This window comes from Pseudonocardia aurantiaca, from assembly GCF_039526725.1.
GTDB classification, from domain to species: domain Bacteria; phylum Actinomycetota; class Actinomycetes; order Mycobacteriales; family Pseudonocardiaceae; genus Pseudonocardia; species Pseudonocardia aurantiaca.
The window spans coordinates 37,497-50,117 of sequence record NZ_BAAAJG010000007.1 but is presented as its reverse complement, the minus strand read 5'-3'; the positions used below and the strand labels follow the sequence as shown (position 1 = coordinate 50,117).

11 protein-coding genes and 1 pseudogene are annotated in these 12,621 nt (G+C 73.4%); 6 read left to right on the top strand and 6 right to left on the bottom strand.

Translation table 11 applies throughout. From position 1 onward, the window contains the following. The first annotated feature begins 90 nt into the window (after positions 1-90). Positions 91-1,731, top strand: coding sequence for an acyl-CoA carboxylase subunit beta (locus tag ABD143_RS09360; protein WP_379659879.1), 1,641 nt, complete (start codon positions 91-93; stop codon positions 1,729-1,731). Between the two features lie 8 nt (positions 1,732-1,739). After that, positions 1,740-1,949, top strand: a complete 210-nt coding sequence (locus tag ABD143_RS09355) for an acyl-CoA carboxylase epsilon subunit (RefSeq protein ID WP_343974328.1) — start codon at positions 1,740-1,742, stop codon at positions 1,947-1,949. A 548-nt stretch (positions 1,950-2,497) separates the two neighbouring features. On the opposite strand, the gene ABD143_RS09350 is transcribed toward ABD143_RS09355, so the two are convergent. Beyond that, positions 2,498-3,268: an AfsR/SARP family transcriptional regulator gene (locus ABD143_RS09350; RefSeq protein ID WP_343974326.1), complete on the bottom strand. Its 771-nt coding sequence runs from the start codon at positions 3,266-3,268 to the stop codon at positions 2,498-2,500. 234 nt (positions 3,269-3,502) lie between these two features. Between ABD143_RS09350 and ABD143_RS09345 the strand changes: the two genes are divergently transcribed. From ABD143_RS09345 to ABD143_RS09335, 3 genes and pseudogenes are all read left to right on the top strand, one after another. Further along, positions 3,503-3,952, top strand: a complete 450-nt coding sequence (locus tag ABD143_RS09345) for an FAS1-like dehydratase domain-containing protein (protein WP_343974323.1) — start codon at positions 3,503-3,505, stop codon at positions 3,950-3,952. After that, a complete protein-coding gene (locus tag ABD143_RS09340) occupies positions 3,949-4,395 on the top strand; it encodes a MaoC/PaaZ C-terminal domain-containing protein (protein WP_343974320.1) in 447 nt (148 codons plus the stop codon). The genes ABD143_RS09345 and ABD143_RS09340 overlap by 4 nt, the downstream gene beginning before the upstream one ends. Further along, a pseudogene (locus ABD143_RS09335) lies at positions 4,392-5,087 on the top strand (thioesterase II family protein); the annotation flags it as partial. The gene ABD143_RS09340 and the pseudogene ABD143_RS09335, both read left to right, overlap by 4 nt. A gap of 69 nt (positions 5,088-5,156) precedes the next feature. Here ABD143_RS09335 and ABD143_RS09330 read toward each other — a convergent pair. Together ABD143_RS09330 and ABD143_RS09325 are read right to left on the bottom strand one after the other, a co-directional pair. Then, positions 5,157-5,852 (bottom strand): response regulator, encoded by a 696-nt coding sequence (locus ABD143_RS09330; RefSeq protein WP_343974317.1) that lies wholly within the window; start codon positions 5,850-5,852, stop codon positions 5,157-5,159. Further along, a complete protein-coding gene (locus ABD143_RS09325) occupies positions 5,836-6,753 on the bottom strand; it encodes a sensor histidine kinase (protein WP_343974314.1) in 918 nt (305 codons plus the stop codon). The genes ABD143_RS09330 and ABD143_RS09325 overlap by 17 nt, the downstream gene beginning before the upstream one ends. A 297-nt stretch (positions 6,754-7,050) precedes the next feature. Between ABD143_RS09325 and ABD143_RS09320 the strand changes: the two genes are divergently transcribed. Beyond that, positions 7,051-9,816: a helix-turn-helix transcriptional regulator gene (locus ABD143_RS09320; protein WP_343974629.1), complete on the top strand. Its 2,766-nt coding sequence runs from the start codon at positions 7,051-7,053 to the stop codon at positions 9,814-9,816. 79 nt (positions 9,817-9,895) lie between these two features. Here ABD143_RS09320 and ABD143_RS09315 read toward each other — a convergent pair whose 3' ends face one another. From ABD143_RS09315 to ABD143_RS09305, 3 genes are read right to left on the bottom strand one after another with little or no spacing between them, the layout of a single operon-like run. Continuing rightward, positions 9,896-11,011: a beta-ketoacyl synthase N-terminal-like domain-containing protein gene (locus ABD143_RS09315; protein WP_343974310.1), complete on the bottom strand. Its 1,116-nt coding sequence runs from the start codon at positions 11,009-11,011 to the stop codon at positions 9,896-9,898. Further along, entirely contained in the window at positions 11,008-12,225 is a 1,218-nt protein-coding gene (locus tag ABD143_RS09310; RefSeq protein WP_343974307.1) for a beta-ketoacyl-[acyl-carrier-protein] synthase family protein, read from the bottom strand. The genes ABD143_RS09315 and ABD143_RS09310 overlap by 4 nt, the downstream gene beginning before the upstream one ends. Beyond that, complete coding sequence (locus ABD143_RS09305; RefSeq protein ID WP_343974304.1) at positions 12,218-12,511, bottom strand: acyl carrier protein; 294 nt, start codon at positions 12,509-12,511, stop codon at positions 12,218-12,220. The genes ABD143_RS09310 and ABD143_RS09305 overlap by 8 nt, the downstream gene beginning before the upstream one ends. Positions 12,512-12,621 lie beyond the last annotated feature (110 nt).

Genomic DNA, 12,621 nt, shown 5'->3' with positions numbered 1-12,621 from the left:
ACCAATGGACCATGCGCGCTTCCATCGGCGCTCCACCGTCCTTCCAGCGGCGTCTGCCAGCGTCGGGCCGAGGACGCGGAAGGAGCGGCCATGACCGAGGCCCTGAGTACACCCACACCCGTCACCGTGCCGGCGGTGCGGCGCCACCTGCGGGAGGTGCCGCTGCCGAGCAGCGCCGCCCCCACCACCCGGTCGCGCACCGCCGATCTGCAGGAGATGCGCGCGGCGGCGCGGTCCGGGCCGGGGGCGAAGGCGACGGAGGCGCAGCACGCCCGCGGCAAGCTGACGGTGCACGAGCGGATCGAGGAGCTGCTCGACCCCGGCTCGTTCGTCGAGCTGGAAGGGCTGCGGCGGCACCGGGCCAGCGGGTTCGGCATGGAGGACAAGCGCCCCCACGGCGACGGCATCACCACCGGCTGGGGCACGATCGACGGGCGCAGGGTCTTCGTCCACGGCAGCGACTTCCGCGTGTTCGGCGGTTCGCTCGGCGAGGCACACGCGGCGAAGATCCACAAGATCCTGGACCTGGCCGAGGCCGCAGGCGCGCCCGTCATCAGCCTGAACGACGGCGCAGGCGCCCGGATTCAGGAAGGCGTCACGGGCCTGGCCGGCTACGGCGGCATCTTCCAGCGCAACGTGCGCGCGTCCGGCGTGATCCCGCAGATCAGCGTGATGCTCGGCCCCTGCGCGGGCGGCGCGGTGTACTCACCTGCGCTCACCGACTTCGTGTTCATGGTGCGCGGCACGTCGCAGATGTTCCTGACCGGCCCCGATGTCGTGGAGGCCGTCACCGGCGAGCAGGTCACGCACGAGGAGCTCGGCGGCGCGGACGTCCACTCGCGCGGCTCCGGCGTCGCCACCTTCGTCTACGACGACGAGCGCACCTGCCTTGCCGACGTCCGCCACCTCGTGTCGATGCTGCCGTCGAACAACCAGGAGCTGCCGCCGGACGCGCCGACGGCCGACACAGCCGACCGGGTCTGCGAGGCGCTGCTCGACATCGTCCCCGCCGACCCCGCCCGGCCCTACGACATGCGGGAGGTCATCGAGGAGATCGTCGACGACGGCGAGTACCTCGAGCTGCACGAGCACTGGGCGCAGAACATCGTGTGCGCGCTGGCCCGCATCGACGGGCGGGTGGTCGGGATCGTGGCGAACCAGCCGATGGTGCTGGCCGGCGTGCTCGACATCAACGCCTCGGAGAAGGCCGCGCGGTTCGTCCAGACCTGCGACGCGTTCAACATCCCGCTGGTCACGCTCGTGGACGTGCCGGGGTTCCTGCCCGGCACCGAGCAGGAGCACCGCGGGGCGATCCGCCACGGCGCGAAGCTGCTGTACGCCTACTGCGCGGCGACGGTACCGAGGCTGCAGGTGATCCTGCGCAAGGCCTACGGCGGCTCCTACATCGTGATGGACTCCCGCTCGATCGGCTCTGACCTCTCGTTCGCCTGGCCGATCAACGAGATCGCTGTGATGGGTGCCGAAGGCGCGGCCAACGTGATCTTCCGCAAGGCGATCGCCGCCGCCGACGACCCGGCGCGGGCCAGGGCCGAGAAGATCGAGGACTACCGCAGCCAGCTGATGCACCCCTACTACGCGGCCGAGCGCGGACTCGTGGACGACGTCATCGACCCGCGGGAGACCCGCGCGCTGCTCGCCGACGCACTCCGGACGCTGCAGGCCAAGCAGACGTCGCTCGCCTACCGCAAGCACGGCAACCCGCCGGTGTGAGCGGCGGAGTGGACGAGCCCGAGGGGCAGGCCGAGGGGGGCGCCGACGTGGTGGTGCTGCGCGGCCGTCCCGACGACGCCGAGCTGGCGGCCCTGCTCGCGGTGCTCGCGCTGCTACGGGCCGAGGCGCCGGGGCGGGAGAACCTGCTCCCACCCCCGGCCCCGCGCTGGACCCGACCTGCGCGCTACCGCGCCGCCGGCGCCTGGACCACCCGCTGACCCCAACACACCCAGACCCCGACTCGCGCGCACCCAGATCGCGACTCGCGCGACACCCCCACCACCACACCCGCAAGTCGGGGCGTGAGAACGCGCGAGTCGGGGCCTGAGCGCACGCGAGTCGGGGCCTGAATGCACGCGAGTCGCTGGATTCGTGAGCGCGAGTCGCAGGGTCCCGGCAGGGTTCAGGAGCCTGCGCGAAGTCGCCGCAGCATCCCTCGCGTCCGTGAACCCCACCTGGCCGAGTGAGCACCCGCCCGTCTGCGACGTACAGGACGTCGCGCACCATCGTGACGGCCGGATGACGCCGGCCGGCTCGTCGGCGGTGGAGAAGACCTGGGCCGGGCCCGGTGTCACGACGAACAGGACGATGCCCCTGCGAGTGGTTGCGCTCCGGCCATTCTGCAATCGCGCGCCCGCCCAGCGACTCGCCCGCACGAATCCAGCGACTCGCGCACAGGATCGAGCGACTCGCTCGCTTTAGCGCAGCGACTCGCGCGCACTCAGAGCCCGACTCGCGCGCACTCAGGGCCCGACTCGCGCACCCGTCAGGAGGCAGCCACCACCGGGGTGCGGCCGGAGGTCAGCACCTCCTGCTGCACGCGCTGCAGGTCGGCCGAGGGCTCCAGGCCCAGCTCGCGGTCGAGGAGTCCACGCACGGCCCCGTAGGCCCGCAGGGCGTCGCTGCGCCGCCCGCTGCGGTGCAGGGCGTCGATCAGGCGGGCGTGGAACCACTCGTTGAGCGGGTGCGCGGCGACGAGCCCGCGCAGCTCCGGCACCAGCTGACGGTGCCTGCCAAGCGCCATGTCGGCCTCGATCCGCAGCTCCAGGGCGCGCACACGCAGCTCCTCGAGGTGCTCGACGTGGCGCGTCAGCACGGGTCCAGGGTCGATACCCGCGAGCGCGGAACCCCGCCACATGCCCAGCGCCGTGCGCAGCACGGTGGCGGCCTCCGCGGGCGAGTCGCGCCGCAGCAGGGCGTGCCCACGGTCGGTCGCGCGCGTGAAGTGGTGGGCGTCGAACGGGCCGGGCAGGTGGGAGAGCCGGTAGCCGGTCGGCTCGGTGCGCAGCGCCCCTGCCCCGTCCTCGGTGGCGTCGAGCGCCTTACGCAGGTGGTAGACGTGCGTGCGGATGGTGGTCACCGCCGTGCGCGGCGGCCGCTCGTCCCACAGCTCCTCGGCCAGCGTCCGGACACTGACGACCTCGCCGGCGCGCAGCAGGAGCAGCGCCAGCACCTTGCCGATCTTCGGTCCGCGCGGCGTGTGGTCGGTGCCGCCGTCCCGTACGGCCAGTGGTCCCAGTACGTGATAGGTGGTCATTCCCGCCTGTCCCCCCGCTCGTCCGCGCCGTGGGGCGCCTCCTGTGGCGACGGTGCCGCTGACCGGTCTACCGGCGATCTCGCGCGCGGCACAACAGCGCTACCCACGAAGTGGCAGGCGGTGCACCGATCGGCCTGCCCTCGTGCTCCGGAAGGAGAAGGGCGTCGATGTCAGCGGTCGCCGTAGCGTCCGAGACCGAGCGTCTGTCGAGGTCACCGAGCAGAGGAGCGTGCCATGCGGGTGGGGCCCACGTTCGCGAGCAGGCTCGCGCCGCCGTCCGATCCCTACGAGGTCGGCAGGGAGGCGATCAGGGCGTTCGCGGTGGCCGTCGGCGACGACGACCCGATCCACCGCGACCCGGAGGCGGCCCGGGCGTACGGCCACCCCGACGTCGTCGCACCGCCGACGTTCGTCGTGTCGCTGACGATGCGCAGCGAGGCCCAGGCCGCCGCGGACGCCTTCGGCGACATCGACATGGCCGACATCCTCCACCGCGACCAGGCCTTCGCCTACTCACGCCCGGTGCGGGCGGGCGACCGGCTCGTCGTGACGAGCGAGGTCTCCGCCCGCGAGATCGACGGCAGGCAGATCCTGACCCTGGAGACCGACGTGAGCACGACCGACGGCGAGCACGTCTGCACCGCGAACAGCGTGATGGTCTACAGCGGACCGGTGGCCCGGTGACCGCCGTGGTCGGCGGAACGGTGCGCCCGTCGTTCGGCGACGTGGAGGTGGGCACGCCGCTCCCCGAGCACGTGCAGGTCGTCGTCCGCCAGGACCTCGTCCGGTATGCGGCCGCGTCGGGCGACCTCAACACGATCCACTGGGACGAGGCGACGGCACGGGCGGCCGGCCTGCCCGACGTGATCGCGCACGGCATGTACACGATGGGCGTCGCCGGTGCGGCCCTCACCGCGTGGGCCGGCGCAGGCGCGGTGCGCGGCTACCGCACGCGGTTCGCCCGCCCGGTCGTCGTGCCGCGCGGCGACGAGGGCGCGACGATCGTCGTCACGGGACGCGTCGCCGCGAAGCTGGACGCCCCGGCCGTGCGTGTGGATCTGGAGGTGCGCTGCGGCGCCGACAAGGTGCTGACGCGCACGAGCGCGATCGTCGAGCTGGGCCCATGACGGTCGTCCGCCCGCGGCCGCTTCCCGACCCACTGCTGCGGCTGGTGGTCCTGCACCACGCGGGCGGTTCGCACGTGCCGTTCCGCCGCTGGGCGCGGCTGCTGCCGGCGGGCTGGGAGGCGTGCCTGGTGGACGCGCCGGGCCGCGGGCACGCCGCCGACGTGGCCCCGGCGCGCACCATGGACCGGCTCGTGCGCCACCTGGTGACGGAGCTGGCACCGCTGGCCGATCGCCCGTACGCCCTGTTCGGCCACAGCATGGGCGCCGTGGTGGGGTTCGCGCTCTGCGTGGAGCTGCGGGCCAGGGGCCTGCCCCTGCCGGTCTGGCTCGGCGTCTCGGCCCACCCGGGCCCGCGCACGCCGGACCGCAGACGCACCCTCGACCTGCACCGTCTGGGGTCGGAGTCCTTGCGCACGGCGCTGCACCGCATTGGCGGGCTGCCGGCGGCGCTGCTCGAGGATGATGAGCTGTGGGACCGGATCGAGCCGCTCCTGCGAGCCGACCTCGAGGTCGCGGAACGCTGGCGGCCGCGGCATGTCGAGGTACTCCCGGTGCCCGTCACGGCGTTCTGCGGCCAGGACGATCCGGTCGCGCGGGCGGCCGCGATGCAGCGCTGGGCGGTGCACACCGATCGGTTCCTTGGAGTGCGCCAGTTCGACGGAGATCACTTCTTCGTGCAGAAGGCCCGGGACCAGGTGGTGGCCGCCGTCGTCACCGACGTCAGCGGCTGCCTCCTCGTCCCGGGCCTCGCGACCTCCGGGTCAGGCGGACCGGGGGTCGCCGGGGTTGGGCATCGGCCGCGTGTGGATCAGCCCGGCGGCAGCGGCCCGGTTCACGGCGTCGATCCGCGACACGGCTCCGAGCTTCTCGAACGCGTTGCGCAGGTGCCGCTTCACGGTCGCCTCGGTGATCGAGAGCCGGCTCGCGATCTGGCGGTTGCTGAACGCGGCCGCGACCAGGACGAGGATCTGCCGCTCCCGCGGTGAGATCAGCCGCGACGGCGTCTGGTCGGACATGAGCGACCCGTGCGTGACGGACATGACGAGCCTTCGCCCGCCGCCGCTCGTGCCCGCCGCCACCGCACCGCGGATGGCCGCCGTGAGCGCCTGCCGCCCGATGTTCTTGTGCAGGTAACCGGCCACCCCGGACTCGACCATGTCCCGCACGAGCTGCGGTGCGTCGTGCATGGTCAGCATGATCACCCGGGACCCCGGCGACACCGAGCGGATGCCGCGGACGGTCTCCGTCGGCACGTTCTGCGGCATCTCGACATCCAGGAGCACGACATCCGGGCGCAGCCGCCCGGCCAGCTCGACGGCCTCGACACCGTCGGACGCCTCCCCAACCACCTCGAAGTCGGTCTCGAACCCAAGCAGCTCGCGCATCGCCTCACGCAGCAGCGTGTGGTCGTCCGCGAGCAGGATGCGCACAGTCCTGGCTTCACCGGACGCGTTCACAGGCACTCCTCGCCAGCTCGACGTACAAGTCGACCCGCGTGCCCCGGGGGCGCGTCGCGGTGACCGCGAGCGTGCCGCCGAGCGCCTCGGCGCGCTCCCGCATCACCGCGAGCCCGCCGCCGCGCCCGGTGGAAGGCGTGCCGCCACCCAGCCCGACGCCGTCGTCGTCGACGCTGGCCCGCACGACGTCGGGGCCGATGTCCACCACCGCCGTGACGTGTTCGGCGCAGGCGTGGGTGTAGGCGTTGCGCAGCGCCTCCCTGACGACCACGAACACCTCGTCGCGCACCCGCGGCGAGAGCGTCTCCTCGTCGCCGCGCACGACGACCGTGGTGCTGGCGCCGAGCACGTTCGCCCTGGCCACGAACTCCCGGATCTCGACCTCGAGCCCGGTGACCCAGCTGCGGTCCTGCAGGTCGGAGACGAGCCGCCTGGTCGACCGCTGAAGCTCCTCGAGGGTGCGGCGGGCCGCCGACACCCGGCTCGCCGCCGTGGGCTCGCCGCGCGACGCCGCCACGGCGAACAGGTCGAGTTGCAACAGCGCGAGGCCGATACCACTGCCGACCCAGTCGTGCACCTCCCTGGCGAGCTCACGCCGATCGTCGACGCCGACCCGCCAGCCCTCGACGGAGGGTTCTCCGTCGTGCTGCAGCGCCCGGTGCAGCGCAGCGGCGCCGCCTGCCAGTACCCGCGCGCGGTCGGGGTGGTCACCGACGGCGTCGACGAGCTCGGCCATGAGTGTGGCGAACAGGAGACCTCCGGGGACGCCCCCCGCCGTCCGGACGGTCGTCGAGCAGCCGACGAGCGCTCCCGCCAGGCGACCCAGCCAGGCGTTCAGCAGCTCCCGGTGCACGATGTGGCGTAGGTGCTCGTCGAGCCGGTCAGCAACCCGCTCGATCACCGGTGGGACGCTTCCTGTCCCGGAACCAGTAACGGTTCCGAAACGATTTGTCGCGCAAAATGCTGTCATCTGTTACCCCCCTCGGATCTGATTCCGGCGATCGTGCCTCGACGCTCCCCCCGCCGGGCCGCGTCGTGACCACCGAAAGAAAACCCACTGTGTTCATCGGTATGTCTCCGTGCCGAAACTCGTGTCCCTTCCCGAGCCACTGGCTGTGACGAACTCGCCGGGACGAGCATCCAGCAGGCCTTTAGGATCCATATCAGTCATTTCGACCAGATCGGAGTGGTCGTGGTCATGCGGGGGGCGTTGCGGGGCCGCGCGGCCGCGTGGGGGGCGGTCGGCAGGCTGACAGGGGCGGCACAGGCGGGGTCGGGCGGCGCACTGCTCGTCACCGGTCCTCCCGGTTCGGGGCGCAGCAGCCTCCTGGCCGAGGCCGTCCAGCACGCCGACGGCATGACCGTCCTGTCCGCCGCAGGCGTGCCGGACGAGACCGCCGTGCCATTCAGCGGCCTGGCCGAGCTGCTCGCCCCCGCGCTCGACGAGCTCGACCACCTCCCAGCGCCACAGGCTGCTGCGCTGCGCAGCGCCCTCGGGCTGGCATGCGGCGAGGCCCCGGCGCTGCCCACCGGAGCAGCGGTGATGGGTCTCCTCGTCCGCGCCGCGGCCCGGCGGCCGGTGCTGGTCGTGGTGGACGACCTGCACCTGCTCGACCACGAGTCCGCCACCACCCTCCGCTACGCGGCCCGGCGCCTCAAGGAGGTGCCGGTCGCCGCCCTGCTGAGCGTGACGTCCCCGTTGGACCGCCACGTGGCGGCGGCCGGCATTCCCCGGCTCGCCCTCGGCGAGCTCGACGAGGAGGCGGCGGGTGCGCTGCTCGCCGACAACGGCTGGGCGCCGCCGCCTCCGGTGCGGCGCGCGGCGATCGCCGCCACCGGTGGCAACCCCCTCGCTCTGATCGAGCTCGCGCGTGCCGAGTCGCCCGCCGACCGGCTGGAAGACCTCGCGGGGCGTGTCTCCGTGCCGCTCAGAGCCCGGCAGCGGACCGCGTTCCTGCGGCAGGTGACCGCGCTGCCGGAACCCACCCGCACAGCCCTCGTGATCGCCGCCGCGGCGGCGGAGGAGGGCCCGGTCGGCGCTGTGTTCGAGGCCGCGCGCCGCCTCGGGCTCGACGCCGACGCACTCGCCCCTGCCGAACGCGCAGGTGTCGTGACGGTCCGGCCGACGAATGTCCGGTTCCGGCACCCGCTCCTGCGCGCGGCCGTTTACCAGGACGCCCCTTACCACCAGCGGCTGGCCGTGCACCGGGCACTGGCCGTGGCCGTCGCCCAGCACAACCCGGACGCCGCCATCCGGCACCGTGCGATCGCGGCCCAAGGCCCTGACGAGGAGCTGGCTCACGCGCTGGAGGAGATGGCGCTGACCCAACCGGCGAGCGCCACCGAGGCCGCCGTCATGCACTGGGCGGCCCGGCTGAGCGGCTCGGAGCTGCAGCGCCTCCGCCGCACCACGGCGGCCGCGCTGGCCGCATGGCGCTCCGGGCAGACCGACCTCGCCCGGGAGCTCTCGTCCCAGCTCTCCACCGTCAACGAGCCGCAGACCGAGGCGCGGCTCGCGCGGCTGCGCGGCCTGCTCGAGATCACCAGCGGCGACCCCGTCACCGCGTTCACTCGCCTGGAGCGGGTGGCCCGCGACCTCTTCGCCTCCACTCCCGTGGACGCCGCGCTGCTGCTCGTGCTGTCCGTGGCCGCCGCACACGACGCCGGCGAGCTCGCCGACGGCAGGCGCGCGGCGAGCACCGTCGCCAAGCTCGGTGGGCCGGCCGGACGCCTCGGTGAGCGCCTCACGCTCGCACTCGACGGGCGGCTGCCGGCCGCAGGCTCCGAACCCTCGGAGATCATGGCGGACATGCCCATCGAGCTGGGCGAACACTCCGGGATGCGGGAGGTCGTGGTGATGGCGCTCGGTGCTCTGGGCCCGCACCCGGTGCAGACCCGCGAGTTCGGGGTGTCCGTCTGCGCGTGGCAGCGGGGCGCCGGCATGTTCGGCACGCTGGCGATGAACCTGCTGTGGCTCACCGACGTCAACGTCCAGCTCGGCCACTACGACGACGCCATCGCCTGCGCGGAGGAGGTGCTGCAGTTCGCCCGTGACACCGGTCAGCAGTCGGGCGCCGCGCAAGCGCTCGCGCACCTCGCCCGCGTCGCCGCCGTACGCGGGGACCACACGGAGTGCCGCGACCTCGCCACGCAGGCCCTCGCGAGCGCGGTGCCCACCAGGGCCAGGGCCGCGGCCGCCCACGCGAGCTGGGCCATCGCGATCGCCGCCCTCGCCGAGGGCGACGCGCACGAGGCCTGCGATCGACTCGTGATGCTCACCGAGTCCGGCACCCCGTTCTCCCACGAGCTGATCGCCCGGCTCGCCACCCCTGACCTCGTCGAGGCCGCCGTGCGCACCGAGCAACTCGGGCTCGCGCGGCGAGTCGTCTCCGAGTTCGCGGGGTGGGCGCAGAACTCGACGTTGCCGTGGACCCGCGCGCACCTCTACCGCTGCCTCGCGCTCGTCGACGAGAACGACGAGGAGGCTCACCGGCTCTTCGCGCTGGCCAGCAGCGCAGCAGCGAGCGACAACCGGCCCTTCGAGCTGGCCCGCACCGCGCTCCTGCGTGGCGAGGCGCTGCGCCGCGACAGGCGCCGGACGGAGGCCCGCACCCCGCTGCGGCTCGCCGTGGAGCTCTTCGACGGGCAGGGCGCGCGCCGCTGGGCCGAGATCGCGCGCTCCCAGCTGCGCGGGGCGGGCGGCCTGGGCGCATCCCCCCGTGACGACCGGCCCGCGTCCGCCGTGCTCACCACGCAGGAACTGCAGGTGGCGCGGCTCGCGGCGGGCGGCCTGTCCAACAAGGAGATCGGCGCGATGCTGTTCCTGAGCCCGCGGACGGTCGGATACCACCTGTACAAGCTCTTCCCGAAGCTGGGGATCTCGACGCGCTCCCAGCTGCGCAGCGTGGAGCTGGACGACGTGGTGGACCGGGGGCGCCCAGAACCAGGCGCCGCCCTGTCATAAACGCCTATTTGCCAGGAAAGCCCACATTCAGGGCAGCTACGCCCTAAATGTGGGCTTTCCTGGCAGTTCGTGTCTCGGGTCAGCAGCGCACCACGAGGGCGCCTGCGCCGCCGTCCTCGCCCACCGAGGTGAGCAGGCCGATCCGGCCTCGCTCCTCCGCGCCCGTCGTCGCCAGCAACGCCGCCAGCTGCAGCGCGCCGCCCGCGCTGTACGCCTCGCCCACGGCGGGCACCACGTCGAGCGACGCGGGCAGCGCCCCCAGCTCCGCGCCGAGCGCGCGCCGCTCCAGTCGCGCGAGCCGGGTGTGCCCACCGGCCCCCGGCACCACGACGTCGACGTCGGCCGCCGTCAGCCCGCTGCGCTGCAGCGCGACCGCGATGCAGCGCCGCAGGCCGCCGGAGAGGCCGGGGCCGGCCCCGCCGAAGTAGCCGACCTCGCAACCCAGCAGCTCGGCCGCCGGAGAGGCGCCGCCCGCCGGCTCCACGACGAAGAACGCCGCGCCCTCCCCGAGCGGCGCCTCGGGGGCGAGCAGGCCGGTGAGATGCCAGGCCCACGCGGTGCGGGCCGTCACCTCCTCGACCGCACCCACGAGGAGCCGGTCGGCCCGGCCGCTGGTCAGCGCGGTGCGCGCGTACCGGACGGCGAGCAGCCACGACAGCGCGCCGCCGGAGACCGCCGCGTTCACGCCGAGCAGGCCATGGCGAATGGCGATCTGCCCGCTGCAGGTGTTCATCACCGTGTTCGGGAAGGTCGCGGGGTTCACCATGTAGGGCTTCTCGTGCACGAGCGTGTCGCGCCCGACGTCGGTGGCCGTCGTGATGCTGCCGGTGGTCGTGCCGACGACGACGCCGGTCCGGTCCAGCCGGACGCCGGCGAGCCCGGCACCGGGCAGCGCGGCGATCGCCTGGTTGGCGGCGAGCAGGCCGAGCTGGGTGAGCCGGTCCAGGTTGCGGGTGCCCTTGCGGCCGAGCAGCGCCGCCCGGTCGAACGGCGCCACCGTGCGGACCGGGCGGACCGGGTGGTCCGCCCCGTCCGGGTCGGTCGGTTCGCCGTGCGGCTCGATTGTGCCTGCGAGCACCTCGGCGAGCGGGCCTGCGCCGAACCCGGCAGCCGACACCACCCCGGTGGCCGTCACGGCGAGCGGTGCCACCTCCGGGAGGACCTGCGGGACGGCTACGGCCGCCGCGGCGGTCATGCCGCCCGTCCGAACATCGTGATCGCGTTGTTGCCGCCGAACGCGAAGCCGTGGTTCTGCACGACCGACGGCGTCGCGGGGCGGGCGACGCCGGGCACCGGGTCGACGCCGGGGCCGAGCGCGGGGTCCAGCGTGCGCAGGTTCGCCGTCGGCGGGAGGAAGCCCTCCTCGAGCGCCTTGCAGCAGATCGCCGCCCCGAACCCGCTCGCCGCGCCCATCGTGTGCCCGATCATCGACTTGATCGAGCTGATCGGGGGCAGCCGGTCGGGGAACACCGCACGCATCGCCGCGACCTCGGTGGCGTCGTTCGTGGGGGTCCCCGTGCCGTGCGCGCAGACGTAGTCGACCTGGTCGGGCGACACCCCTGCCGACTCGTGGGCCAGCCGGATGCAGGCCGCGATGCTGTCGGCGTCGGGGTTGACCATGTGCTTGGCGTCGCAGTTCGCGCCGTAGCCGAGCAGCTCGGCGTAGATCCGCGCGCCGCGGGCCTGCGCCACGTCGTAGGGCTCGAGCAGCAGCGCCACCCCGCCCTCGCCGGTGAGGATGCCGGAGCGGTCCACGTCGAACGGCCGGCAGACGTCCGAGGCGAGCGCCCCGAGCTGCAGGAACCCGGCGTGCGTCGATCGGTTCACCGCGTCGGCGCCGCCCGCGACCATCATGTCCGCCTCGCCGGAGACGATCAGGTCGTAGGCGTAGCCCAGTGCGAAGTTGCTCGCGGAGCACGCCGAGGGCACCGTCTGCGCCGGGCCGGTGAGCCCCAGCTCGTGGTTGACGGCGGTCGCGATGCGGTTGGCAGGCACCTGCTCGACGAGGTGCCCGTCGATGCTCTTGAGGCCGGCGGCGAGCCACTGTCCCGTGAGCTGCTGGATCACCGGGGCCTCACCGCCGGTGGTGCCCATGACGGTGCCGGCGCGCATGCCCGTGAGCGACGCGGGGTCGAGGTCGGCGTCCTGGACCGCCAGGCGGCCGGCCGCGGCGGCGAACACTGCGCTCGGCCCCCAGCGGTCGGGAGTCACCCGCTCCAGCACGTCGCCCGGCTCGAAGTCCCGCACCTCGCACGCCATCGTGGCCGGGAAGCCGGTCGTGTCGAACGAGGTGATCTCCGAAGCGCCGACCCGGCCCTCCTTCACCGCAGCGGTGAAGGCGTCGATCCCGATCCCCACACAGCTCACGGTGCCCAGGCCGGTCACCGCCACCCTGCGCGGCTCAGGCATGGCGCGCCACCTCCTCGACGCGGGTGTTGGTGTCGTCGTAGGAGGCGATGAGGCCGAAAACGGCCTCCAGGTTGATCATCTTCACGAGCTCGGTCTTGGGGATCGCCACCCCCAGCTCCTTCTCGATCCGCGCGACGACCGCGATGAGCGCGAGCGAGTCGGCGTCGTAGTCGTCCACGAAATGCCCGGTGAGCGTGAACTCCGACGCCTCCAGTTCCAGCTCCTGCGCGATGATCTCCAGGGCCTTCTCCTGGACCGGACTGGTCGTGACCGCGTTCTCGCTCATGCTCGTGCCCCTTCGTCCCAGGCGGGTTGTCGAGGGAATCGTGGGAGCGCCGTCCGCGCGGCCGCAAGAACGCGGCGCCAAGGACGTACCGGCCTCTGCGCATTTCGAGG

What these genes read in the sequence shown, in the direction of transcription:
- ABD143_RS09360 (WP_379659879.1), top strand. Translation starts at nt 91, where the DNA reads ATGACCGAGGCCCTGAGTACACCCACACCCGTCACCGTGCCGGCGGTG.
- ABD143_RS09350 (WP_343974326.1), bottom strand. Translation starts at nt 3,268, where the DNA reads ATGACCACCTATCACGTACTGGGACCACTGGCCGTACGGGACGGCGGC.
- ABD143_RS09345 (WP_343974323.1), top strand. Translation starts at nt 3,503, where the DNA reads ATGCGGGTGGGGCCCACGTTCGCGAGCAGGCTCGCGCCGCCGTCCGAT.
- ABD143_RS09320 (WP_343974629.1), top strand. Translation starts at nt 7,051, where the DNA reads ATGCGGGGGGCGTTGCGGGGCCGCGCGGCCGCGTGGGGGGCGGTCGGC.
- ABD143_RS09315 (WP_343974310.1), bottom strand. Translation starts at nt 11,011, where the DNA reads ATGACCGCCGCGGCGGCCGTAGCCGTCCCGCAGGTCCTCCCGGAGGTG.
- ABD143_RS09310 (WP_343974307.1), bottom strand. Translation starts at nt 12,225, where the DNA reads ATGCCTGAGCCGCGCAGGGTGGCGGTGACCGGCCTGGGCACCGTGAGC.
- ABD143_RS09305 (WP_343974304.1), bottom strand. Translation starts at nt 12,511, where the DNA reads ATGAGCGAGAACGCGGTCACGACCAGTCCGGTCCAGGAGAAGGCCCTG.